Origin of the sequence: Micrococcus sp. KRD070 (assembly GCF_017168435.1) — a bacterium.
In the GTDB taxonomy this organism is placed as follows: Bacteria; Actinomycetota; Actinomycetes; order Actinomycetales; family Micrococcaceae; genus Micrococcus; species Micrococcus luteus.
On the sequence record NZ_JABFNH010000023.1, the window covers coordinates 24,319 to 49,623 of the forward strand.

The 25,305-nt window shown below is 71.4% G+C and carries 19 protein-coding genes; 11 read left to right on the forward strand and 8 right to left on the reverse strand.

Annotation, left to right across the window (positions count from 1 at the left end; genetic code table 11):
• The 4 genes from murJ to trxA all read left to right on the forward strand — a co-directional run.
• Positions 1-1,820, forward strand: a 1,820-nt coding sequence (gene murJ / locus J1M38_RS09530; protein ID WP_206501233.1) for a murein biosynthesis integral membrane protein MurJ, incomplete at its 5' end; no start/stop codon positions are given.
• A 65-nt stretch (positions 1,821-1,885) separates the two neighbouring features.
• Positions 1,886-4,084, forward strand: coding sequence for a hypothetical protein (locus J1M38_RS09535; protein WP_206481300.1), 2,199 nt, complete (start codon positions 1,886-1,888; stop codon positions 4,082-4,084).
• A 148-nt stretch (positions 4,085-4,232) separates the two neighbouring features.
• Positions 4,233-5,234 (forward strand): thioredoxin-disulfide reductase, encoded by a 1,002-nt coding sequence (gene trxB, locus J1M38_RS09540; protein WP_078025342.1) that lies wholly within the window; start codon positions 4,233-4,235, stop codon positions 5,232-5,234.
• A gap of 31 nt (positions 5,235-5,265) precedes the next feature.
• A complete protein-coding gene (gene trxA / locus J1M38_RS09545) occupies positions 5,266-5,655 on the forward strand; it encodes a thioredoxin (protein WP_323662986.1) in 390 nt (129 codons plus the stop codon).
• Between the two features lie 117 nt (positions 5,656-5,772).
• On the opposite strand, the gene J1M38_RS09550 is transcribed toward trxA, so the two are convergent.
• From J1M38_RS09550 to rpmH, 8 genes are all read right to left on the reverse strand, one after another.
• Positions 5,773-7,146, reverse strand: coding sequence for a ParB/RepB/Spo0J family partition protein (locus J1M38_RS09550; protein ID WP_078025341.1), 1,374 nt, complete (start codon positions 7,144-7,146; stop codon positions 5,773-5,775).
• A 2,518-nt stretch (positions 7,147-9,664) separates the two neighbouring features.
• Positions 9,665-10,609, reverse strand: coding sequence for a ParA family protein (locus tag J1M38_RS09555; protein ID WP_241246616.1), 945 nt, complete (start codon positions 10,607-10,609; stop codon positions 9,665-9,667).
• Positions 10,610-10,683: 74 nt separating this feature from the next.
• Positions 10,684-11,409, reverse strand: a complete 726-nt coding sequence (gene rsmG, locus J1M38_RS09560; RefSeq protein WP_095353493.1) for a 16S rRNA (guanine(527)-N(7))-methyltransferase RsmG — start codon at positions 11,407-11,409, stop codon at positions 10,684-10,686.
• Positions 11,402-11,986, reverse strand: a complete 585-nt coding sequence (locus tag J1M38_RS09565; RefSeq protein WP_049145024.1) for a R3H domain-containing nucleic acid-binding protein — start codon at positions 11,984-11,986, stop codon at positions 11,402-11,404. The genes rsmG and J1M38_RS09565 overlap by 8 nt, the downstream gene beginning before the upstream one ends.
• Before the next feature lie 2 nt (positions 11,987-11,988).
• Positions 11,989-12,987 (reverse strand): membrane protein insertase YidC, encoded by a 999-nt coding sequence (yidC, locus tag J1M38_RS09570; protein ID WP_010079777.1) that lies wholly within the window; start codon positions 12,985-12,987, stop codon positions 11,989-11,991.
• 5 nt (positions 12,988-12,992) lie between these two features.
• On the reverse strand, positions 12,993-13,361 hold the full coding sequence (gene yidD / locus J1M38_RS09575) for a membrane protein insertion efficiency factor YidD (RefSeq protein ID WP_002856440.1): 369 nt from the start codon (positions 13,359-13,361) through the stop codon (positions 12,993-12,995).
• Positions 13,362-13,760, reverse strand: coding sequence for a ribonuclease P protein component (gene rnpA, locus J1M38_RS09580; RefSeq protein ID WP_002856442.1), 399 nt, complete (start codon positions 13,758-13,760; stop codon positions 13,362-13,364).
• Between the two features lie 28 nt (positions 13,761-13,788).
• Entirely contained in the window at positions 13,789-13,926 is a 138-nt protein-coding gene (rpmH, locus tag J1M38_RS09585; RefSeq protein WP_002856443.1) for a 50S ribosomal protein L34, read from the reverse strand.
• 342 nt (positions 13,927-14,268) lie between these two features.
• Here rpmH and dnaA point away from each other — a divergent pair, with 342 nt between their 5' ends.
• The 7 genes from dnaA (at position 14,269) to J1M38_RS09620 (ending at position 25,253) form a co-directional block, all read left to right on the forward strand.
• A complete protein-coding gene (gene dnaA, locus J1M38_RS09590; RefSeq protein ID WP_206481301.1) occupies positions 14,269-15,816 on the forward strand; it encodes a chromosomal replication initiator protein DnaA in 1,548 nt (515 codons plus the stop codon).
• A 748-nt stretch (positions 15,817-16,564) separates the two neighbouring features.
• Entirely contained in the window at positions 16,565-17,680 is a 1,116-nt protein-coding gene (gene dnaN, locus J1M38_RS09595; protein WP_170747710.1) for a DNA polymerase III subunit beta, read from the forward strand.
• A gap of 21 nt (positions 17,681-17,701) precedes the next feature.
• Entirely contained in the window at positions 17,702-18,916 is a 1,215-nt protein-coding gene (recF, locus tag J1M38_RS09600; RefSeq protein WP_206481302.1) for a DNA replication/repair protein RecF, read from the forward strand.
• Positions 18,909-19,472 (forward strand): DUF721 domain-containing protein, encoded by a 564-nt coding sequence (locus J1M38_RS09605; RefSeq protein WP_036314430.1) that lies wholly within the window; start codon positions 18,909-18,911, stop codon positions 19,470-19,472. The genes recF and J1M38_RS09605 overlap by 8 nt, the downstream gene beginning before the upstream one ends.
• A 356-nt stretch (positions 19,473-19,828) precedes the next feature.
• Positions 19,829-21,991: a DNA topoisomerase (ATP-hydrolyzing) subunit B gene (gyrB, locus tag J1M38_RS09610; protein ID WP_134377490.1), complete on the forward strand. Its 2,163-nt coding sequence runs from the start codon at positions 19,829-19,831 to the stop codon at positions 21,989-21,991.
• A gap of 68 nt (positions 21,992-22,059) precedes the next feature.
• Positions 22,060-24,756 carry a DNA gyrase subunit A gene (gene gyrA, locus J1M38_RS09615; RefSeq protein ID WP_206481303.1) on the forward strand — a complete coding sequence of 899 codons (2,697 nt, stop codon included), beginning with the start codon at positions 22,060-22,062 and terminating at the stop codon, positions 24,754-24,756.
• The gene (locus J1M38_RS09620; RefSeq protein ID WP_010079768.1) at positions 24,753-25,253 is read left to right on the forward strand and encodes a DUF3566 domain-containing protein; all 501 of its coding nucleotides are present in this window, start codon (positions 24,753-24,755) and stop codon (positions 25,251-25,253) included. The genes gyrA and J1M38_RS09620 overlap by 4 nt, the downstream gene beginning before the upstream one ends.
• Positions 25,254-25,305: the final 52 nt, after the last annotated feature.

Genomic DNA, 25,305 nt, shown 5'->3' on the forward strand with positions numbered 1-25,305 from the left:
GAGCGCAGGACCCCGCCCACGCCGGCGTCGCCGACGAGGAGCCGACGACGACGGACCCCGCCCCCGCCACGGATCCGGCCGCCGTGGACCCCGCGGACGAGACCCCCGAGGGCGAGCGCCGCGCCGGCCGGTCCACCGCGATCATGGCCTCCGGCACGCTCCTCTCCCGCGTGCTGGGCCTCGTCCGTGCGACGCTGGTGACGGTGGCGATCGGCCTGTCCGCGGACATGGCCGACATCTTCGAGATCGCCAACTCCCTGCCGAACGTGATCTACCTGCTCCTGGTGGGCGGCGTGTTCAACGTCGTGCTCGTGCCGCAGCTGATCAAGCACGCCCGCGACGCCGACCGGGGCGCGGACTACACCTCCCGCCTGATGACGCTCGGCACGCTCGTGATGCTCGCCGGCACGGTGGTGGTCATGCTGGCGGCGGCCCCGCTCATGACGGCCCTGACCCGCGGCTGGTCGCCGGAGAAGCTCGAGATGGCCACCGTGTTCGCCCTGTGGTGTCTGCCCCAGGTGTTCTTCTACGGCATGTACGCGCTGGTGGGGCAGGTGCTCAACGCCAACGGGCGCTTCGGCGCCTACATGTGGGCGCCGGTGCTGAACAACGTCGTCGCGATCGGCGCGATCGTGCTGTACCTGGGCATGTTCGGGGCGTACCGGGCCGGGGACGACCTCGCCGGGTGGACGAGCGCACAGACGGTCGTGCTGGCCGGCGGCCACACCCTGGGCGTCGTGCTGCAGGCCGTGATCCTCTTCCTGCCGCTGCGCGGGCTCGGCCTGGGTCTGCGCCCGCGGTTCGGCTGGAAGGGCATCGGCCTGCGGGACACCGGCCGGATCGCCGGGTACACCCTGATCACGATGGTCGCCACGAACGTGGTGCTCCTGCTGTGCCAGCGGTACGTCACCTCCGCCACGGAGGCCCGCGACCGCGGCGAGCTGCGCATCCCCGGCACGGAGACCTGGAGCGCCGAGATGGCGCAGGCGGCCATCCCCGGTGTGGCCGCGTACAACATGGCGATGCTGATGGCCGTGCTGCCCCATTCGGTGTTCGTGCTCTCCCTGGCCACCGTGCTCTTCAACCGGTTGGCCCGCGCCATGGGCCGCCAGGACATGTCCGCGGTGCGGCGCACGACGGCGCAGGGTCTGCGCGCGTTCACCGTGCCGCTGATGTTCTGCCTCGCCGGCGTGGTGGTCCTGGCGGGCCCCCTGGGCCGCGTCTTCGGCTCGACGGCCGAGACGGCGATGGTGGCCGGCGTCGCGGTGGGCTCGGTCCTGCTCGCGCTGGCGCTGTCCATCCCGTTCCGCTCGGGCTCCTTCTACCTGCTGCGCGTGTTCTACGCCGCCGAGGACGCCAAGGTGCCGATGGTGGTCCAGGTCAGCGGCTCGCTCCTGATGCTGCTGCTCTCGTGGGCGGGCGCGATGCTGCTGCCGCTGTGGTCCATGGCCCTGTGGGTCGCGGTCGCCTCGTCCGTCTCGTACGTGTACCAGTTCGTCCTGACCCATGTGCTCACCGTGCGCCGGTTCGGGGACTACGGCCTCGCATCCGTGCTGCGTGCCCACGTCCAGACCGGCCTGGCCGCGCTGGCCGCGGCGGCCGCGGGCGCGGTCGTCGTGTGGCTGCTGGGCGGGTACACCGGCGGGTTCGCGTGGAACTCCATCGGGACGGCGCTGCTCACGTGCGCGGTGGCGGCCGTGGCGATGGGTCCGGTGTACCTGATGGTGCTGCGGGCCATGCGGTTCCCCGAGCTGGACGACGCCCTCCGGCCGCTCGTCGCCCGCGTGCCGGCGCTGGGTCGTCTGCTGCGCGTCGGCTGATCTCTGGCCGCGACGGCCACGCCACGTATCATCGGATTCCGACCCCGTCGTCAGGAGAAGAGCCCGTGCCCCAGCCCATCGCCGTCGGCGCCGTCCTGGGCGGCCGCTATCGCATCACCCAGCACGTGGTGACGTCCGCGGACCAGGACATGGTGTTCCTGGGCACGGACCAGGTGCTCAACCGCCGCGTCACCGTGCTCGTGGCCTCACGTGAGAACGCCACGCAGGTGGCCTCGTCCGCGCGGGAGCTGGCCACGGGCGAGCGCACCGACGACGTGCAGGTGCTCGACCTGGGCCTGTCGGAGGGCCGCACGTACCTGATCGCCGGCGGGGACCCCGACCCGGACGTCCTGCTGGGTCTGGCGTACCCGCAGGAGCTGTACGTGGAGCCGTTCCAGACGGACAGCCTCGGCTCCGAGCTGTTCGGCGAGTCGCGGACCGGAGACCCCCACGCCTACGACGACGACGAGGCGTACTACACCGACCTCGACCGCCGGCTCCGCGCGGACGAGGACGAGGCCCAGCGTCGTCCCGGGTTCCTGAACCGCCTCTCCGAGCGCCTCGCCGAGCGGGTCCGTCCCTCCGACGGCACCGCGGCGAAGGCGGCCGCCGGGGCGTCGGCCCTGGCCGCGGCGGACGCCGCCACCCGGAAGCAGCAGGAGGAGCGCGAGCGGGCGGAGCGGGAGGCCGCCGAGCGCGCCGAGCGGGAGCGCAAGGAGGCCGCCGAGCGCGCCGAGCGGGAGCGCAAGGAGGCCGCCGAGCGCGCAGAACGCGAGCGCAAGGAGGCCGAGGAGAAGGCCCGCGCCGAACGGGAGGCCGCGGAGCGGGCCGAGCGGGAGCGCAAGGAAGCCGCCGAACGCGCAGAACGCGAACGTCGGGAGGCGGAGGAGCGTGCCGAGGAGGAGCGCCGCGCCGAGGCCGAGCGCGCCCGTCGCCAGGCGGAGCAGGAGGCTGAGGAGCGGGCCGCGCGCGAGCGGGAGGCCGAGCAGGCCCGGCTGGCCGCGGAGCGGGAGGAGGCCGAGCGCCGCGAGCTCGAGCGCCGGGCCGAGGCCCGCCGTCGTGCCGAGGAGGAGCGGGCCCGGGAGGCCGCGGAGCGCGAGGCTGAGAAGCGCGCGGCCCAGGAACGCGAGGCCGCGGAGCGCGAAGCTGAGAAGCGCGAGGCCCAGGCGGGCACCGCCGCACTCCCGGCTGTCGCGGCGGGGGCCGCCGCCGCGCAGACCACCGACGCCGATGCCGACGGGGCCACGCCGCCCGTCGAGCCCGTCGAGCCCGTCGAGCCCGTGGCGGCCGAGAAGACCGACGCGCCGGAGCCGGTCGCCCCGGACACCGAGGCGATCCCCGTGCGGCGCCAGCGCCCCGTCCCCCGCCGAGCGATCGTGGCCGAGTCCGCGCCGACCGCCCACGAGGAGTCCCGCGGCACGGCGGCGCCGGTGGCTGCCGGGGCCGGGGTCGCAACGGCAGCAGGCGCGGCGGCTGCCGGTTCGACGGCCGCCGCCGCGGCTCCGGATGCCCAGGCCGCCCCGGCCACCACCGGGGGCGGCGACGGCGCCACGGTGGCCGACCCGGGCGACGGCCACGGCCGCACGCGCGGCGGCGGTCCGCTGGCCCTGCTCCTCGTGCTCGGCCTGCTGGCCGCACTCGTCGTGGGCGGGGTGCTGCTGGCCCAGAACCTGCGCGGCGGGCCGGCGCCGCAGGCCGCGTCGTCCGAGTCTGAGTCTGCGTCGTCCGAGTCCGCATCGGACACCCCGTCGCCGTCGGAGAGCACCAGCCCCTCCCCCACCCCGTCCAGCGAGAGCGCCGCGGCCGCCCCGCAGCCCGTCCAGGCCCTGCGCTCGGTGCCGGACCTGCCGGAGCACGAGGCCGAGCACGACGCGGACCTGAGCAACCTCATCGACGGCGACCCCACCACCGTGTGGCGCACCTTCGCCTACGCACGGCCGAACTTCGGCGGCTATGTGGAGAGCATGAACCTCGTGGTCCAGCTCGAGGAGCGCACCGAGGTGAACGAGGTGACCCTGCAGAGCACGGGGGCCACCGGTGGCGCCTGGTTCGCCTACATCGCCGACTCCCCCGAGGGCGCGAACGCCAAGGAGATCGGCAACGGCACCTTCGACCAGGACACCGTCTCCATCCCCGTGCCGTTCGAGGGCACCGAGGCCGAGGCCGAGTACGTGATCGTCAGCCTCACCTCGCTGCCCCAGCTGGAGGGCACGACGTCGGACCTCCCGTTCGGCCTGCGCCTCGGCGAGATCGCCGTCCGCTGACCCCGCGCCCGGGCGACGGCGCGCCGGACCTTCCGGCCGCCGTCGCCGGACGTCGTCGCACCGCGGCCCCGGCACCGCGGAATACCCGCCCGTGGCTCCGCCGTTGTCCTGGAGGAGCGTCCACCACCCCGATCCACTGGAGGAACCCGTGGCCCCCACCGCCCAGGACCAGAGCGTCCACAACGTCGTGATCGTCGGATCCGGCCCCGCCGGATACACCGCGGCGATCTACACCGCCCGCGCCGAGCTCTCCCCGGTCCTGGTGGCCGGGGCGGTGACCGCGGGCGGCGAGCTGATGAACACCACCGAGGTGGAGAACTTCCCGGGCTTCCCGGAGGGTGTGCAGGGGCCCGAGCTGATGGCGAACCTCGAGGCCCAGGCCCGCCGGTTCAACACGGAGGTGGTCTACGACGACGTCGTGCAGGCCGACCTGACGTCGAACCCCAAGGTGCTCACGCTCGGCGACGGCACCCAGCTGCGCACCCACGCGGTCATCCTCACGACCGGCTCCGCCTACCGGAAGCTCGGCGTTCCCGGCGAGGAGCGCCTCTCCGGCCACGGCGTCAGCTGGTGCGCCACGTGCGACGGCTTCTTCTTCCGCGAGCAGGAGATCGCGGTCGTGGGCGGCGGCGACTCCGCCATGGAGGAGGCCCTGTTCCTCACGAAGTTCGCGTCCAAGGTGACCGTGCTGGTCCGCAAGGACGAGCTGCGCGCCTCCAAGGTGATGGCCCACCGGGCCATGGAGAACGAGAAGATCGAGTTCCGCTGGAACACCGAGGTCACGGAGGTGACGGGTGACGACAAGGTCAACACCCTCCGCCTGCGGGACACCCGCACCGGCGAGGCGTCCACGCTGGACGTGACCGGCCTGTTCGTCGCCATCGGCCAGGACCCGCGCACGGACCTGGTGCAGGGCCAGGTGGAGCTCACGGAGCACGGCACGATCCGCATCGACCATCCGTCCTCGCGGACCTCCCAGCCGGGCGTCTTCGCCGCCGGCGACGTCACGGACCACACCTACCGCCAGGCCGTCACCGCCGCCGGCTCGGGCTGCGTGGCCGCCCAGGACGTGGAGCACTACCTCGCGACCGTGGCCGATGTGGAGGAGGCCGCGCCGGCCGGCCCGGAGTCGGACGCGAACCCGGCATGAGCCACTGACTCATGACCCCTGACGGAGCGTCATGAATCATGTCGATAACACCCCTGTCCACCCTCGTCAGACACAGAACAAACCCCAGGAGGCTGCCATGAGCACCATCACCGTCACCGACGCCGACTTCGACCAGAAGGTCCTCCAGTCCGAGCTGCCCGTCCTCGTGGACTTCTGGGCCGAGTGGTGCGGCCCGTGCCGCATGCTCGGACCCGTCCTGGAGGACATGGCCGTGGAGCACGAGGGCAAGGCCGTGATCGCCAAGCTCAACGTGGACGAGAACCCGGCCATCGCCGCGCGTTACGGCGTCACCTCCATCCCGCTCGTCGTGGGCTTCCAGAACGGCGAGAAGGTCGCCGAGTCCGTGGGCGCCAAGCCCAAGGCCGCGCTGGAGAAGGAGTTCTCGGCCCTGCTCGGCTGAGCCCCTCCCCCACTCACCACGACGGCCCCGTCACCCCAGAGGGTGACGGGGCCGTCGTGCGTTGATCTTCAGGACCAGCGGCGGGTGCCCGTGGACGCCGTCCGCGGGAACTCCGGATCAGGACTTCTTGCCCTTCCCCTTGCCGTCCTGACCGCCCTGGATGAGGTCCATGATGCGGTTCAGGTCCTCCACGGTGGTGAAGTCGATGGCGATGCGGCCCTTGCGCGCGCCGAGGGTGATCTTCACGGCGGTGTCCAGGCGGCTGGTGAGCGCGGTGGCGTAGTGGTCCAGGCGCTCGTGGCGGGCGTCGTCCGTGCTGCGCCGCGGCGTGCGGCCCGGCCGGAGCCCGCCCTGCAGCTGCGCGACCGCCTCCTCCGTGGACCGGACGGACAAGCCCTCCGACTGGATCCGCTGCGCCAGACGCTCCATGTCCGACGGGTCCGTGAGACCGAGCAGCGCACGCGCATGGCCGGCCGAGAGCGTGCCGGCGGCCACGCGGCGCTGCACGAGGGGCGGCAGCTTGAGCAGCCGCAGCGTGTTGGAGATCTGCGGACGAGAGCGGCCGATGCGCTGGGACAGTTCCTCCTGCGTGCAGGCGAAGTCCTCCATGAGCTGCTGGTAGGCGGCGGCCTCTTCGAGCGGGTTCAGCTGGGAGCGGTGCAGGTTCTCCAGCAGAGCATCCCGCAGGAGGTCCTGGTCCGGGGTCTGGCGGACGATCGCCGGGATGGTGTCCAGGCCGGCCTTCTGGGTGGCGCGCCACCGGCGCTCTCCCATGATCAGCTCATGGGGGGTGGGGCCGTCCACCTCGCGCACGACGATCGGCTGCAGGATGCCGACCTCGCGGATCGAGGTGACCAGTTCCGCCATGTGGTCCTCGTCGAACACCTCACGCGGCTGCCGCGGGTTGGGGTGGATGTCCCCCACCGGGATCTCCCGCAGGACCGCGATGTCCGCGGACACGGTCCCCTCGGTCGCGGCGGACTCAACGCTCGAGTCCCCCGGTTCCTTCCTCGACGACGTCGCGGAGGTGGCACGCTTGCTGGGCGCCTTCACCGTCGGCATGGCCGGACGCCCCTTGGTCGGCCGCGCCGCGGGTGCATCCTCGGACTCTGCGGAGAAGAACACGTCGACGGGACGCTGCGCGGGTCGCGAGGCACGCTTCGACGAGGTGGGCCCTGCCTTCGTGGCGGACGTGGCGTTCCTGCCAGTCGCAGCCGTTGATTTCCCGGCCTGTGTCGTTCGGCCCGCGGTCTTCCGCTGCGAGGCCGACGGGGCGGGCTCGTTGGACCCCCCTGGCGTCTCGGTCGTCGCGGTGCTCCGCGTCGATGTCGTGGTGGCCTCCGCTGCCGCGGCAGCCTTCGGGCCGCTCTTCACCGGCACCGCAGAGTCCTTCGGGGAGGTGGCCTCGGCGTTCTCTTCCGGGGCTTCTACAGTGCTCTGGATCAGGGCGCCGAGGCCTCGCCCCAGGCCTCCTCGACGGCTCGTCTTCAACGGGTCCTCCTGCAGTGAGTGGGTCTGGGATCAGTGTAGGTGAGCGGCCTGGTCTCGATGGTCCCGGGCGGCGGGAAGACACTTCTCAAGGTGCTCTGGCCCTGACCGCCGGGGGGCGCGCGAGGGCCTGACACGTGCAAGGGGCGCGGCGAGGTTCGGGCCTCGGTTCTGGGGTGAGACGTCCGTATTGGGCCCGGACGGCAGGATGTGGGCGCGCGGACAGCACCTGCCGCGAGCGTGAGTGTTTCACGTGGAACACTCATAGTGGGGGCGCTTCGGAAGGGTGCCGCTGCAATCCTCAAGACCTCCTCGTGTTCCCTCTCGAAGTTCACTCGTTTCACATGAAACGCGAGCCCGCGTCGACGAGCGGACGGTATCAGAATCACGGCTGTCAGTTTGTTGTTCGTGTTCTCCCCGGCCGATCAGCCCTCCGTGCGGACGGTACTCAGATCGCTGGCTACCCGCATGATGTATGTGCTTCATCGGACGCGCAATGGCGGACCAGCAGCGAAGCACTCGTGCCACTTCCCCGCGGTGTGATGTGAACACTCGAATCGCCGAACGGATGAGCTCGGCCTACTCGTCGCTTCGCCGTCAGTGCTTCCTTACACCCGCGCAGCTCACGAATTGAACGCTGCCTCACCATCCGCGTTTCACGTGAAACACGGACGAGTCTGTCATCCAAGTACGACATGAGTTCGGGTAACCCACGTGCTCGCTCACCCGCGAGTCAGTGCCACATTACTGCGCCATTCTCGGTCAGCTCGCTCCCGGCACGGATCGTGTGCTCCCTGGATCGCCTGGGATTGTGACCTCGCGGCACGGCGCTTTCACCCGAAGCTCATTTCACGTGAAACGTATCGTTCGAAGATTCGACCATGCACTCGTGCCACGGAAGTCCGCCCACGAGCGGGTTGCATTCAGATACTGGCGTCCATAGGAGGCGTGAGATGCGTTCGAGGTTCAGACTCCTCGCGCTGCTGACGTCGTGACCCGGGCGCGTCGAGCGCCGGACGTCGGTCGTTCGGTTTCACGTGAAACGTGGCGGCGTACTGGGCACGAACGCCGGGTCGCGGGTCCCATGTCGCGCAGCTTGCACCGACTTGTGCCGTTGACCGTACTGTTCGATGTAGTCGCTGCCGTCAGCAGCGGCCGTACAGACATATGGCAGGCCGTTCCGCCCGACAGACCGGGCCCATTCCTCCCGTCTGCCCATTTTGCCCATTAAGTTTCACGTCCGACTCGTGTGGAACCGGGTCTTCACCCGTCCGTCCGCACGCGGCTCCCTCCGGGGATCGACGCTAGATCTACGCGCGAGCATCGTGTTTTACGTGAAACCCCCGGCCACCACCTGAGTGATCGACGTCCTGCTTCCACGTCGTTGCAGGGGTCAGAACCGTGTGGCCTGAGCGTCCCGCACTGAGCTGATGCGGGTTTCCCGGGGGAGGGGACCCAGGCTGACTCAGCATTCCCCTGCCGACCCCGTACCTAGCCGTCGGGCCGCGCTGGGAATTCGCCAGACCAACCAGCGCCATGGTGGCACCCACGGCCACCTACCCACGGCGTCCCCTTGTCCACAGATCTTGTCCACATATCAACATCGACGATAGCCGCTAACCACTGCTGACTCCGCAAAGTGCCAGCTCACATGCTTGTCTTTGTATACATTGGGGGCGTGCGGCCGCCCCTCTTCGCCGGACTCTCTCCTACTCCGTACACAGGAATGCACAGTAGAACTGTCCTTCTGGCGCCGCCGTTCGGCCCCTCCAACTCAGACGAATCACAGCAGCCCACCATCGCCGCTGACGTCTGCTCTCGCACACGCTGACGGCAGACCGGCCGCGTGCCTCGCGGCGACACCACGGCCCGTGCTCCGCTCTGGCCCCGATTCCCTGCACGTCACCGACGGCGAGGAGGTCTGACCGTGGGGGAGAGGGGGCACCCAGTCACAGCACCCGGCCTGCTCGCTGGCTGCATCCTCGAGGCTGCAGCGCACCCGGGTGAAGGAGGAGGGACGGATTATACCCTGCACGGCCGCGCCCGGCGGCCAGGACGTTCCCCACGCGTCGCGCAGCCCTCGCGGAGCACTTCAACGCAGCGTGCACCGCCGGCCCCCACACAGCCGCCGTCGCCGCCCCGCCGCCATGCCGTTCACCCCGTGAGTTCGTGCGTCGCCGCCCGCGGCTGCACCCAGGCCTCGCGACAGGTGCGCCTGGCCGGCGGCGGAGGGGCCGGGCCAGGGGAGGAGAGGGGAGCGCGTCAGACGGAAGCGGTCTACCACGGGCACCCCTCCCCATCGTCCCGCCGCGGCGGCACCACGCTCGCACCCTCGGAGGGGGTCGTTTCACGTGAAACACGGTCATCCGCCATGCCCAGCGTTTCCGCTTGTCTTTTCACCCCCCATCTTCCGGGCCACGCTCACTCACGACGAAACCCGCCGGGGGACTGCTCCCTCCGGCGGGCTTACGTCGTCGTCAGCGGCACCACCCGGCGATCACCGCAGCGGACCGCCTGGGCGTCAGCCCTTCACGGCCGGGGCACCGCGGCCGGCGATCTCCGCGGCCGCCTCCCGATACGCCACGGCGCCCGCCGAGGCCGGGTCGTAGGTCAGCACCGTCTGCTGATAGCTGGGTGCCTCGGAGATGCGGACGTTGCGGGGGATCGCGGTGTTCAGCAGCTGCTCCGGGAAGTGCGTCCGGACCTCCTCCGCCACCTGCACGGCGAGGTTGGTCCGCGCGTCGAACATCGTCAGCAGGATGGTGCTCACCTGGAGACGCGGGTTCAGGTGCTTCTGGATCATCTGCACGTTCTTGAGCAGCTGGGAGAGGCCCTCGAGGGCGTAGTACTCGGCCTGGATCGGGATGAGCACCTCCTCGGCCGCCACGAACGCGTTGACCGTCAGCAGGCCCAGGGACGGCGGGCAGTCGATGAACACGTAGTCCAGCCGCTCCTGGCCGTCCTCCTCGCGCCAGGCGGTGTACGCCTCGAGCGCCCGCGACAGTCGCTGTTCGCGGGCCACCAGCGAGACCAGCTCGATCTCGGCACCGGCCAGGTCGATCGTCGCGGGCACCACCTGCAGGCCGTCCACGTCCGGGGCGTCCTGCACGACGTCCTGGATCTCCATCTCGCCCAGGAGCACGTCGTACACGGAGGCCACGTCTCCGGTGTGGGGGATGTTCAGCGCGGTGGACGCATTGCCCTGCGGGTCGATGTCCACCACCATCACCCGCATGCCCGCGCGGGCGAGGGCCGCGGCCAGGTTGACCGTCGTCGTCGTCTTGCCGACGCCGCCCTTCTGGTTGGACGTCGTGAACACGCGGGTGCGGTCGGGGCGCGTCAGACGGCGACGCTGGAGCCGCGCGGGCTCCTCGACGTCGGCGCCGCCCTTCTCGGCGGTCCGGCCGGTCCACTTCTGGCGCAGGGCCCTCCAGGCCCCACCCCGGCTCTCCTGCTCCTGCGCCATGCGGCTCTACCTCCTGGGTCGCGGGTGTGCGGATCTGCTGCCGCCCGGCCCGTCCCGTCCCGGTGGGGGAGGGGTCAGCGGGGACGCGCGCTGACGCGCACGACGGTGGTGGTCTCGGGCAGCAGGCCCTCGCCCACCGTGAGGATCTCGGGCTCGGCACCACCATACTTGCGCAGGACCTTGCGGGCGGCGGCGATCTCGTCGGCCGCGGAGCGGCCCTTGATGGCCAGCAGCTCCCCGGCGCCCTGCAGCATCGGCATGGTCAGCGGCACGAGGGTCTTCAGCGCGGACACGGCGCGGGCGGTCACGACGTCGACGTCGAGGTTCCCGGAGACCTGCTCGGCGCGGCCGCGGATCACGTCCACGTTCTCCAGGCCGAGGTCGGCGACCACCATGTCCAGCCACTCCACGCGCCGCTCGAGCGGCTCGATGAGCAGGAACTGGCAGTCGGGGCGCGCGAGCGCGAGGCACAGGCCGGGCAGGCCCGCACCGGAGCCGACGTCGGCCACGAGCGCACCCTGCGGGAGGAGCTCCTCGACCACGGCGCAGTTCAGGACGTGGCGCTCCCAGAGACGGGGCGCCTCGCGCGGACCGATCAGGCCCCACTCGATGCCGGTGTCCGCCAGGTGGGCCACGTACGCCTCGGCCCGGGGGAGGGCCTCGCCGAACAGCTCGACGGCGGCCGGCCGCAGCGCATCGGTCAGCGGCGGTGCCGGCTGTCCCACGGGTGCGGGACGGTCGCCCCGGTCCCGCGGATCCAGCCCGGGGCGCCGCTCGTAGGCCGAGCCCCGCTCAGTCATCGGCGGAGATGACCACGTGCCGGCGGGCGCCCTCGCCCTCCGACTCGGAGGTCAGGCCGGCGTCCGCGACGACGTCGTGGACGATCTTGCGCTCGTACGCGCCCATGGGCTCGAGGTGCACGGGACCCTCGCCGGCGCGGACGCGCTCGACGGCCGCCTGGGCGGCGGTGCGCAGGGCGACGTTGCGGCGCTCCCGGTGCCCGCAGACGTCCAGGATCAGCCGGGAGCGGTGCCCCGTGGCGGCGAGCACGGCCAGCCGGACGAGCTCCTGCAGGGCCTCCAGGGTGCGGCCGTCGGGGCCGACGAGGCCGTCCAGGCGCTCGTCGTGGTCCTCGGAGACGACGGACACGTACGTGCGCCCGTCGCGGACCTCGATGTCGATGTCCCCGTCCAGGTCCGCGATGTCGAGCAGCTCCTCGACGTAGTCCGCGGCGACGTCGCCCTCCTCCTCGAGGCGGCGCACCGCCTCCGAGACGGCGGCATCGTCCTGCTCCGCGACGCGAGAGCCCTGGCCCGCGGGGGTCTCGACGACGGCGTCCTCGGCCTCGGGGGCCGGGGTCACGTTCTCGGCGGACATGCTCACTTCCTCCTGCGGTTCTTGCGCTGGGGCTGGACGCGCTGACCCGACTGGCGGACGACCTCACCGTTCAGCACGGCACCGCCGCGGCCCGCCTGGGTGTGCGCGGACGAGGGCGTGGCCTCGGCGTTCGACACCTTCTGGCCCACGGGGGGCAGGCCCTTGGCGGCGCGGCGCTCGTTGAGCTCCTTCTCGGCGAGGGAGCCCGGGGTCGGGTTGTTGCGGATGATCCACCACTGCTGGCCGACGGCCCAGAAGTTGGAGTAGGTCCAGTACAGGAGCACGCCGATCGGGAAGTTGATGCCGCCGATGCCGAAGATCAGGGGCATGGCGTAGAGCATGATCTGCTGCGTCTGCATCATGGGCCCGGAGAGGGCCTGCTGCGTCATGTTCTTCGTCATGAGCATCTTCTGCATGAAGAACATCGAGCCCGACATGAGCAGGATCAGCACGATCGCCGTGACGATCACGGGCCCGCTGCCCGGCGCGCCGAGCGAGTTCATGAAGGTGTCCGACATGCGGGCGCCGAAGATCGTGGAGCCCTCGAAGGAGCGGATCTGGTCCGCGGACAGGGCGTCCATGGCCTCGCCGCGCTCGGCCGCGCCGCGGGCGCCGATCAACACCTGGTACAGCGCGAAGAAGAACGGCATCTGGATCAGCAGCGGCAGGCAGGCGGCGAACGGGTTCGCCTTGTGCTCCTTCATGAGCGCCTGCTGCTCCATGGCCATGGCCTGGCGGGAGAGCTGGTCCTTCTTGCCCTTGTACTTGGCCTGCAGCTTCTGCAGCTCGGGCTGGATGGCCTGCATGGCGCGCTGGGCCTTGATCTGCTTGACGAACAGCGGGATCAGCAGGGTGCGGATGAGCACCACCAGCAGGAGGATGGACAGGGCCCACGTCCAGCCGGAGTCCGCGGGCAGGCCCGCAAACTCCAGGATGCTGTGGAACGCCCCGAGCAGCCAGGACATAAGCCAGCGGAACGGGGAGAGGATGGCTTCGAACATGGGGGTCAATCCTCCTGCGGGAGATCAGGTGGGATGGGAGGGTGGTTCAGGGCGAGGATGCGCGGCTGCCGGCCCGGCGGCCAGCGCCGGTGCCCGGGCGGGACCGGGTCCACGCCGCCGTCGTTCCAGGGATGGCACCGGCCGATGCGCCGCGCGGCGAGCCACGACCCCTTCACCGCGCCGTGCACGTGCACGGCCTCCAGCCCGTAGGCGGAGCAGCTGGGGAAGAACCGGCACACGGGTCCGTACAGCGGGGAGACCACGGCCCGATAGACCGTGAGCAGGCCCGCCAGCAGGGCGGACGGCAGCGCGCGCAGCGGCCCCCACTCACGGGAGGGCTCGAGCACGACGAAGGGCGAGGGCGTGACGGTCATCTACGCGTGCTCCGAGGCGGCGGGCAGGTGCGGCTTCAGGGCCTTGCCGAGCGCGCCGACGGTCTCGCGGCGCAGCAGCGCGTAGTCCGCCTCGGCGGCGGCCGGCAGCGCGCGGACCTGCACCAGAACCGGCAGGTCGCGCAGCGGGGGCAGGCGCATCTGATCCGCGACGACGGCGCGCAGCCGCCGCTTCACCCGGTTGCGGGTCACCGCGTTCCCCACGGCCTTGGACACGACGAACCCGGCCCGCGGCCGAGGGGCGCTCGGCGACGTGGACCGGGTCTGATCGGGGTCCGTGGCGACGCTCACCACGACGGTGCGCCGACCCGCGCGGGTGCCGGTGCGACCGAGGTGACGGAACTCCGCGGGCGTGCGGACGCGACGGTCACGGGGCAGCACGGGGCGCGCCGTCCCTGGACCGAGGTCCTCAGGCGGACAGCTCGGCGCGGTTCTTGCCGCGGCGAGCGGACAGGATGGCGCGGCCGGCGCGGGTGCGCATGCGGGCACGGAAGCCGTGCTTGCGGGCACGACGGCGGTTGTTGGGCTGGAACGTGCGCTTGGTCACTGTGATCTCTCCACGACGTGTTGTGTGCCTTCGACCGTCGACCTGAGCAGGTGGACCAGGGGGAAGGACCGGTGAGGCTCTGACATGAAATCCCCGGCGGGCACGATCAACCGACACCCGGGGGACCAGACAACTCTAGTGGCCGGGGTGCGCAGGGGTCAAACGGGTGCGCGCGGATCCCGGACGCCCGTGGGCGCCCGGGACGGTCGTCCACAGGATGATAGGGGTTGTCCACCGTCTGTGCACAACCCTGTGGACAACCGTTAGACTCCGAGCACCGTCGTCCGTCTCGCGCAGCCGCCCCCGTCCTCGGGGACGTCTGCCCCAGGAAAGGAAGCCTCCGTGGTGGCAGACCAGGCCGTGCTCAGCTCGTGGCGCTCCGTCGTGGGCTCCCTCGAGGACGACGCGCGGGTCAGCGCCCGCCTCATGGGCTTCGTCTACCTGGCCCAGCCGCAGGGCCTCATCGGCAACACGCTCCTGCTGGCCGTGCCGAACGAGACCACCCGCGAGACGCTCCAGGGCACCCAGGTGGCCGACGCCCTCACGGACGCCCTGACCAAGGAGTTCCGCGAGGAGATCCTGCTGGCCATCTCGATCGACGCGAACCTGCAGCCGCCGCGGACCCCCTCGTCCGAGGCCCGCCGCTCCTCCCTCGCGGGCGGACCGGCCGCCGCCGCGGTGCCGGACGTCGAGCTGCCCCCGGCTGCGACCGCCGCCACCTCCCGCCGCGCCGTCGCCGAGGAGCTGCCGGGCTTCCGCATCGAGCCGCCGGCCGACGTCGCGCCCGCTGCGACCGCGGCCCCGAGCGGGAACGGCAATCCGACCCCCGCGCCGCCGTCGACGTCCGCGGAGACCAGCCGCCTCAACGACCGCTACCACTTCGAGACGTTCGTGATCGGCTCGTCCAACCGGTTCGCGCACGCCGCCGCGAACGCGGTGGCCGAGGCGCCGGCGAAGGCGTACAACCCGCTGTTCATCTACGGCGAGTCCGGCCTGGGCAAGACGCACCTGCTGCACGCGATCGGGCACTACGCCCGTCGCCTCTACCCGGGCCTGCGGGTGCGGTACGTGAACTCGGAGGAGTTCACCAACGACTTCATCAACTCCATCCGCCACGACGAGGGCGCCTCGTTCAAGCAGGTCTACCGCAACGTGGACATCCTGCTGATCGACGACATCCAGTTCCTGGCGGACAAGGAGGCGACGGTCGAGGAGTTCTTCCACACCTTCAACACGCTCTACAACAACAACAAGCAGGTGGTCATCACCTCGGACCTGCCGCCCAAGCAGCTCTCCGGGTTCGAGGACCGGCTGCGCTCCCGCTTCGAGTGGGGGCTGATCACGGACATCCAGCCGCCGGACCTCGAGACGCGCATCGCGATCCTCCGGAAGAAGGCGGAGGCCGAGGGGCTCGTGGCCCCGCCGGAGGCCCTGGAGTACATCGCCTCGCGCATCTCCACGAACATCCGCGAGCTCGAGGGCGCGCTGATCCGCGTGACCGCGTTCGCCTCGCTCAACCGACAGACCGTGGACATCGAGCTGGCCGAGCATGTGCTCAAGGACCTGATCACGGACGAGACGGCGCACGAGATCACGCCGGAGCTGATCCTGCACGCTACGGGGGAGTACTTCAATCTCACCCTCGAGGAGCTGACCAGCAAGTCCCGCACCCGCACGCTGGTGACGGCGCGGCAGATCGCCATGTACCTGCTGCGCGAGCTGACCGAGATGTCGCTGCCCAAGATCGGTCAGGTCCTGGGCGGCCGCGACCACACCACCGTCATCCACGCGGACCGCAAGATCCGCGAGCTGATGGCCGAGCGGCGGACGATCTACAACCAGGTCACCGAGCTCACCAACGAGATCAAGCGGAAACAGCGCGGCGCCTGAGCCACCCACTGCCCCCTCGAGTCCCGGTTCGAACCTTCGACCGGGACTCGAGTCTTCTTCCACATTGTCCACCGGTGTGGACAACTCTGTGGAGAACCCTCGGTGCTGTGGACAACCGCCGCCCCTGTGGATGGCGGAATCAGGCCGCTCACGCCGCGTCCACACCCCTGGGGACGACGACGGCGCACAGGCTGGTGAATCACACGGGTGTCATTCGGTTGCCCACACCTATCCACAGGTATCCACAGCCGAAAACCGCATGATCTCGCGGGTTTCGCCGGGTGTGGACGCACCCTGTGGACAGGAATGTGGACAACTGGGGGGTGGATCCGGGGATGAGTCTGGACAACTCCGGACGAGCCTGTGCAGAGCGGGGGGAGGGCCTCCGGGGCTTGTCCACACCGGATGCACACCCCGAACGAGCGGGCGTCCACACGGTTCCCCCAACCGGATCCGCATGGTGGCGCGGCAGAACGGCGTTCTCCACAGGATCCACACCCGCTACCACTCCTTCTGATCCCCCTGGAGAGATCCCGCCAAGCAACATCATCTCCGCCGCCCCTCACCGAGCTGAGCGCCTCGAGGGCCCGGGCTGCGCCCGGGCGCCCGAGATCCGTGGAATCACACCGCTGTCATTCGTCTGCGACCTGACACCCGCCGCGCGGACCGCCTATGCTGAGGCCCGCGTGTCGCCGTTCCCCCCGGGCCCGCAACCCCCGTCATCACCCCCAGAGAGGTAGTGCAGCTCGTGAAGTTCACCGTCGAACGCGACATCCTCACCGACGCCGTCTCCTGGGCCGCCCGCTCCCTGTCCCCGCGCCCACCGGTGCCGGTGCTCTCGGGCCTGCTGATCACGGCCGAGGCCGGCGTCGTGTCCATCGCGAGCTTCGACTACGAGACCTCCGCGCGCCTGGAGATCGAGGCGGACGTCGAGACCGCGGGCCAGGTGCTCGTCTCCGGCCGTCTGCTGAACGACATCGTCCGCTCCCTGCCGCAGGCCCAGGTCACGGTGGAGCTCGACGGCGGCAAGGTGCTCGTCACCTGCCGCTCCTCCCGCTTCGCCCTGGCCACGATGCCCGTGGGCGACTACCCGGCCCTGCCCGAGCTGCCGGCCCCCGCAGGCACCGTGGACGGGGCCGCGTTCGCCCACGCCGTCGCCCAGGTCACCGTCGCCGCCTCCAAGGACGACACCCTGCCGATCCTCACCGCCGTGAAGGTGGAGATCGAGGGCGACACCATGACCTTCCTGGCCACGGACCGCTACCGGCTGGCCATGAAGGAGATCCGCTGGACCCCGGCGGACCCGTCCCTCTCGACGTCGCTGCTCATCAAGGCGCGCACGCTCACCGAGGTCGCCAAGTCCCTCGGCTCCGGCGGCGACCTGGAGATCCTGCTCGGTCAGACCGCCGACCTCGTGGGCTTCGCCTCCGGCGGCCGCCGCACCACCTCCGTGCTCGTGGACGGCGAGTACCCCAAGATCCGCTCGCTCTTCCCCGAGTCCAGCCCCATCCAGGCCGTGGTGGACACCGCCGCCCTGGTCGAGGCGTCCCGCCGCGTGGCCCTCGTGGCCGAGCGCAACACCGCCCTGCGCATGGTGTTCACGGAGGGCCAGGTCACCCTGGACGCCGGCACCGGCGACGACGCGAGCGCCAACGAGTCCGTGCCGTGCACGCTCGAGGGCGAGGACATCACCGTGGCGTTCAACCCGTCCTACCTCTCCGAGGGCCTGGCCGTGGTGGACCAGCCGCAGGTGCGCTTCGCCTTCACGTCCGCGCCCAAGCCCGCCCTGCTCACCGGCGTGAACCAGGAGGACGGCGTCGTCTCCGACTACCGCTACCTCGTGATGCCGGTGCGCATCGCCTGACGCAGGGGGCTGGACGCTCCCGTGTACCTGTCCCACCTCACCGTCGCGGACTTCCGGTCCTATCGCTGGGCCGACCTGGAGCTGACGCCGGGGCCCACGGTGCTGCTCGGGGCCAACGGGGTGGGCAAGACCAACCTCGTGGAGGCGATCGGCTACCTCGGCGCCCAGCAGTCGCACCGGGTCAGCTCGGACGCGCAGCTCGTGCGCTTCGGCCGGGACCGAGCCCGGATCGCCGGACGCGTGCACCGCGGATCGCGCGCCGTCGCCCTCGAGCTGGAGATCCTGCCGGGCCGGTCCAACCAGGTGGCCATCAACCGCGGCGCCCCCGTGCGGGCGAAGGAGGGCCTCGGGATCCTGCGCACCGTGGTCTTCGCCCCGGAGGACCTGAGCCTCGTGACGGGGGAGCCGGGGGGCCGCCGCCGTCTCCTCGACCAGCTCATGGTGCAGCTGCGTCCGGCGCTCGGCGAGGCCGCCGCCGACTACGAACGCGTGCTGCGCCAACGCAACGCCCTGCTCAAGTCGAGCCGCGGCTCGCGCCGCTGGGGCCCCGAGGAGGACGCGACGCTCGCCGTCTGGGACGAGCACCTCTGCGCCGCCGGCGCCCGCCTGCTCCACGGCCGCCTGCACGTGCTGCGCCTGCTGGCCCGCCCCCTCCAGGAGATGTATGCGGCGCTGACCAACGGCTCCAAGGCGGCGACCTACGCCTACGAGTCCACCGTCCCGCTGGCCCGCGGCACCCACACGGAGGTCCCGGCGGTGGCGGACCTGGCCGCGGACATGCGCCGGACGCTCGAGGCCCAGCGGGAGGAGGAGCGGGCACGGTCGCTCACCCTGGTGGGCCCGCACCGGGACGAGCTCGCCCTCTTCCTGGGCCCGGCGCCCGCGCGCGGCTACGCCTCCCACGGGGAGACGTGGTCGCTGGCGCTCGCCCTGCGCATGGCGGCCTACGACGTGCTCGTGGCCGACGACCCGGACCCCGACGCCCGCCCCGTCCTGATCCTGGACGACGTGTTCGCGGAGCTCGACGCCGCCCGTCGCCGCCGCCTCGCCGCGCTCGTGCACCGGGCCGAGCAGGTGATCGTCACGGCCGCCGCGCTCGAGGACGTCCCCGAGGAGCTCACGGCCCACCGCGTGCTCATCCGCCAGGACGCGGAGGGCTCCGAGGCCGTGGCCGCCGCGGCCCCCGTGGAGGGCGACATCCGCGAGCCCCGGCGCGAGGGCGGGGCCGATGGCTGAGACCCCCGCCCCGTTCGAGCCGGACCGGCCGGACCTGGCGCTCGTGCAGCTGCGCCGGGTCCGCGAGGCCGCCCGGGAGCGGGGCGAGGCGCCGCTGCGGGCGCGGGGGACGGGCGCGGGCCTGGCCGGGGCCATGGCGGGCACGACGTCGGCCGGCCGGGAGCGGCCGGACCGTCGGCGCCCGTTCGGGGGTGCGGACCGGGACCCGGCCACGGTGTCCACCGTGTTCGGCCGGCTCATCCGCGACCGCGGCTGGTCCACCCCCGTGGCGGTCGGGTCCGTGCTCACCCGCTGGGCCGAGCTGGTGGGGCCGGAGATCGCGCTGCACTGCCGCCCGGAGAGCTTCGAGGACTCCGTGGTGCGGGTCCGGACGAGCTCCACCGCGTGGGCCACGCAGCTGCGCCTGATGAGCCCCGTGCTCCTGCAGCGCTTCGACGAGGCGCTCGGGCCCGGCGTCGTGACCCGCATCGACGTGGTGGGGCCCCAGGCCCCGAGCTGGCGCAAGGGGCCGCGCACCGTGCGCGGCGGCCGCGGGCCGCGCGACACCTACGGCTGAGTCCGCGGCCACCCCGCGCCGCCCGACGAGGTCCCGGACGCGGCGAGGCCATGGGCGCCGCTCTGGCGCGGTCACAGGGTCGGTGACGGCCCGGGAGGCATGGACGGTCTCCTGCGCGCGTCCTGAGCCGTATCCCTGGCCGCTGAGCGGGTGTTCTCCCGTGGCGGACCCCCGTCGATGCGGGTCCTCGGGGTGTCAGGCGGTACACTGGGACCAGTGAGAGGGGGCCGGCCGTCGTCCGTCCCCCGCCCCCGTGGATCTGCGGGAGCGTGTCGCGTGCCGGTCCTGTCCGGGCGGCGTCGCGCGCCTGCGCGCGGGTCGACCCTGCCGCCGACGTCCGAGGAAGTGAGCCACCCGTGGTTGACGCCATGCCCGAGAACCCCGCGGAGGAGCCGACCGCCGCGTCGGCCGCGCCGAACCCGGAGGCCGTGCCGGACGCCGTCGGGCAGCCCGAGGCCCCGGTGAAGGACCGGAAGGTGCCCGGTGAGTACGGCGCCAGCGCCATCACCGTGCTCGAGGGCCTCGAGGCCGTCCGCAAGCGCCCCGGCATGTACATCGGCTCCACCGGCCCGCGGGGCCTGCATCACCTCGTGTACGAGGTCGTGGACAACTCCGTGGACGAGGCGCTGGCCGGCTACGCCACCGGCATCGACGTCACGCTGCAGGCCGACGGCGGCGTGCGCGTGGCGGACGACGGCCGCGGCATCCCCGTGGACCTGCACCCCACCGAGGGGAGGCCGACCGTCGAGGTCGTCATGACGATCCTGCACGCCGGCGGCAAGTTCGGCGGCGGCGGCTACGCCGTCTCGGGCGGCCTGCACGGCGTGGGCATCTCCGTGGTCAACGCGCTCTCCCGCCGCGTGGACACCGAGGTCCGCCGTCAGGGGCACGTGTGGCGCATGTCCTTCGCGGACGGCGGCGTGCCCCAGGGCGAGCTGGTCAAGGGGGAGGCCACGGACGCCACGGGCACCGTGCAGACGTTCTACCCGGACCCGGAGATCTTCGACTCGATCGAGTTCGACTACGAGACCCTGCGTGCCCGCTTCCAGCAGATGGCCTTCCTCAACAGGGGCCTGCGCATCACCCTCACGGATGAGCGCGTCCAGGAGTCCAACGAGGTCGTCGACGACGAGATCGCGGGCGAGGGCGCCGCCGGCGAGGACGTCGCGGAGAACGGCCTGGCGGAGGAGGCGGAGCAGGAGCCCCAGCGCCGCTCCGTCACCTACCTGTACGAGAACGGCCTGCTCGACTACGTCCAGCACCTCAACTCCGCCAAGAAGGTCGAGTACGTCCACGACGACGTCATCGCCTTCGAGGCCGAGGACGTCTCGGACGGCCGCTCCATGGCCGTCGAGGTGGCCATGCAGTGGACCTCCGCCTACTCGGAGTCCGTGCACACCTACGCGAACACGATCAACACCCACGAGGGCGGCACCCACGAGGAGGGCTTCCGCGCCGCGCTGACCTCCCTGGTCAACCGCTACGCGCGGGAGAAGGAGATCCTCAAGCCCAAGGAGGACAACCTCACGGGCGAGGACATCCGCGAGGGCCTGACCGCCGTGATCTCCGTGAAGCTCTCCGAGCCGCAGTTCGAGGGCCAGACCAAGACCAAGCTCGGCAACTCCGAGGCCCGCGGGTTCGTGTCCAAGGCGGTCACGGACCACCTCGGCGACTGGTTCGAGCGCAATCCGGGCCCGGCCAAGGAGATCATCCGCAAGGCGATCATGGCCTCGCACGCCCGCCTGGCCGCCCGCAAGGCCCGGGACAACGCGCGCCGCAAGTCCCCGCTGGAGTCCTTCGGCATGCCCGGCAAGCTGGCCGACTGCTCCTCGAAGGACCCCGAGCGCTGCGAGGTGTACATCGTGGAGGGCGACTCCGCCGGCGGCTCGGCCAAGCAGGGCCGCAACCCGGAGACGCAGGCCATCCTGCCGCTGCGCGGCAAGATCCTGAACGTGGAGCGCGCCCGCCTGGACAAGGCCCTCGGCAACGCCGAGATCCAGTCGATGATCACGGCGTTCGGCACCAACATCGGCGAGGAGTTCGACATCTCCAAGCTGCGGTACCACAAGATCGTGCTCATGGCGGACGCGGACGTGGACGGACAGCACATCACCACGCTGCTGCTGACCGTCCTGTTCCGGTACATGCGCCCGCTCATCGAGGCCGGCCACGTGTTCCTCGCGCAGCCGCCGCTGTACCGCATCAAGTGGTCCAACGCCCCGCACGACTACGTGTTCTCGGACGAGGAGCGCGACGCCGCCGTCGAGGCCGGCCTGGCCAAGGGCTGGCGCTACCCCAAGGACAACGGCGTGCAGCGCTACAAGGGCCTGGGCGAGATGAACTACCAGGAGCTCTGGGACACCACCATGGATCCGGAGCACCGCACCCTGCTGCAGGTGACCATGGAGGACGCCGCCGCCGCGGACGCCGTCTTCTCCATGCTCATGGGCGAGGACGTGGAGTCCCGCCGCACCTTCATCCAGCAGAACGCCAAGGACATCCGCTTCCTGGACGTCTGAGCCGGACCCGCAGACCTGCCTGAGTCGACCACCCTCCCCGCCGTCGCGGGGAGCACGAGAGGACCCGCGTGAGCGACGAGACCACCCCCCAGACCCCGGACGAGCCCGTCGAGGGCGCCCCGACCCCGGGGACCCCGCAGACCGGCCTGGACATCGAGGTCGAGCACTACGTGCTCCCCGAGGGCGCCGCCGACAAGGTCGAGCCCGTCGACCTCGAGTCGGAGATGAAGCGCTCGTACCTGGACTACGCGATGGCCGTGATCGTCGGCCGCGCGCTGCCGGACGTGCGCGACGGCCTCAAGCCGGTGCACCGTCGCGTGCTCTACGCGATGTACGACGGCGGCTACCGCCCGGACCGCGCGTTCAACAAGTCCGCCCGCGTGGTGGGCGACGTGATGGGCAACTACCACCCGCACGGCGACACCGCGATCTACGACGCCCTCGTGCGCCTCATCCAGGACTGGGTCCAGCGCTACCCGCTGGCGCTCGGCCAGGGCAACTTCGGCTCCCCGGGCAACGACGGCGCCGCCGCCCAGCGCTACACCGAGACCAAGATGGCCCCGCTGGCCATGGAGATGGTCCGGGACATCGACGAGGACACCGTCGACATGCAGGACAACTACGACGGCAAGCAGCAGGAGCCCGTCGTCCTGCCCGCCCGGTACCCGAACCTGCTGGTCAACGGCTCCTCGGGCATCGCCGTCGGCATGGCCACGAACATCCCGCCGCACAACATGCGCGAGGTGGCCGCGGGCGTGCAGTGGTACCTCGAGCACCCCGAGGCCACCCGCGAGGAGCTGCTCGAGGCGCTCCTGGCCCGCGTGCACGGCCCCGACTTCCCCACGGGCGCCCAGATCCTGGGCCGCAAGGGCATCGAGGAGGTCTACCGGACCGGCCGCGGCCCCATCACCATGCGCGCCGTGGTCAACGTGGAGGAGATCCAGGGCCGCACGTGCCTCGTGGTCACCGAGCTGCCCTACATGACCAACCCCGACAACCTCGCCGCGAAGATCGCGGAGATGGTGCGGGACGGCAAGATCAGCGGCATCGCGGACATGCGCGACGAGACCTCCGGCCGCACCGGCCAGCGCCTGGTGATCGTGCTCAAGCGCGACGCCGTCGCCAAGGTGGTGCTGAACAACCTCTACAAGCACACCGAGCTGCAGTCGAACTTCTCGGCCAACATGCTCGCGCTCGTGGACGGCGTGCCGCGCACCCTGTCCCTGGACGGCTTCGTGCACCACTGGGTGAAGCACCAGATCGACGTGATCGTGCGCCGCACCGCGTTCCGCAAGCGCAAGGCCGAGGAGCGCGCGCACATCCTGCGCGGCCTGCTCAAGGCCCTGGACATGCTGGACGAGGTCATCGCGACCATCCGCCGCTCGGCCTCGGCGGACGTGGCCCGCGAGGCCCTCAAGGAGCTCCTGGACATCGACGACGTCCAGGCCCAGGCCATCCTGCAGATGCAGCTGCGCCAGCTCGCCGCCCTGGAGTCCCGGAAGATCCAGGACGAGTACGACGACCTCATGGCCAAGATCGCCGAGTACAACCGGATCCTGGAGTCCCCGCAGCGTCAGCGCGAGGTCATCTCCGAGGAGCTCGCCGAGATCGTGGCCAAGCACGGCGACGACCGCCGCACCGAGATCATGGCCGGCTTCGACGGGGACATGTCCATCGAGGACCTGATCCCCGAGGAGGAGATGGTCGTCTCCATCACCCGCGGCGGCTACGTCAAGCGCACCCGGATCGACCAGTACCGGTCCCAGGCGCGCGGCGGCAAGGGCGTGCGGGGGGCGACGCTGCGCGGCGACGACGTCGTCGAGCACTTCCTCACCGTGTCCACGCACCACTGGCTGCTGTTCTTCACGAACTTCGGCCGCGTGTACCGCATCAAGACGTACGAGCTGCTCGAGGCCGGCCGCGACGCGAAGGGCCAGCACGTGGCCAACCTGCTCGCGTTCCAGCCGGACGAGCGGATCGCCCAGATCCAGCCGCTCGTGGACTACGGCCGAGCCCCGTACCTCGTGCTCGCCACGCGCGGCGGCCTCGTGAAGAAGACGCCGCTGCTGGACTACGACACGAACCGCACCGCCGGCCTGATCGCCATCAAGCTGCGCGAGGGGGACGAGCTGGTCTCGGCCCGCGTGGTCTCGCCCGACGACGACCTCATCCTGATCTCGCACAAGGGCCAGTCCCTGCGGTTCACCGCCACGGACGAGGCGCTGCGTCCCATGGGCCGTGCGACCTCGGGCGTGACCGGCATGAAGTTCCGCGACGACGACTCCCTGCTGACGATGGACGTGGTGGAGGAGGACGGCTACGTCTTCACCGTCACGGACGGCGGCTTCGCCAAGCGCACCCACGTGGACGAGTACCGCCCGCAGAACCGCGGCGGCCTCGGCATCAAGGTCGCCAAGCTCGTGGACGACCGCGGCGAGCTCGCCGGCGGTCTCGTGGTGCGCGAGGACCAGGAGGTCCTCGTGGTGATGGCCTCGGGCAAGGTGGTGCGCTCCGCCGTCGCCGGTGTGCCGGCCAAGGGCCGCGACACGATGGGCGTGATCTTCGCCAAGCCGGACAAGCGGGACCGGATCGTCGCCGTCACCCTGAACAACGAGCAGGAGATGGAGGCGAAGGCGGACGCCGAGGCCGAGGCGGGGCCGGATGTACCCTTGGACGCAGACATCGACCCGACCGACCCCGTAGCCGCACCGGAGGACGCCCTGACGCAGGACGCCGGTGAGGGTGCAGACGGAGGAGAGCAGTGAGCACGTCCGCGTCGTCGCGTCCCGGCCAGGGACGGAGCACCGGGAAGGCCGCCGAGCCGCGGTCCGGCCGCCCGGTGCGCAAGGCCAGCGGGTCCTCGCAGGAGGACCTGGTCCGCGCCGTCCCGAAGGCCAAGGTGCGCCGCGCCCGCCTGGTGCTGACCCGGGTGGACCCGTGGTCCGTGCTGAAGCTGGCGTTCCTGCTCTCGGTGGCGCTGGGCATCCTCACGGTGGTGGCGGCGGTGGCGCTGTACTCGCTGTCCGACGTCCTCGGGATCTTCGACAGGGTCAACGACGTGATCGGCACCGTGCTCGGCTCCGAGGCCGGGCGCTACACCGTGGCGTCCCTGGCCCCGCTGAGCACCGTGACCTCGCTGGCCACCGTGCTGGCCGTGGTCAACGTCATCCTGCTGACCGCCCTGGCCACCGTGGCCGCGCTGCTCTACAACCTCTGCGCGAGCCTCGTGGGCGGCCTCGGCGTCACGCTGACGGACGACTGAGCAGACCCTCGACGACGCCCCGCGCGGATTTGCGCGGGGCGTCGGCGTTCCT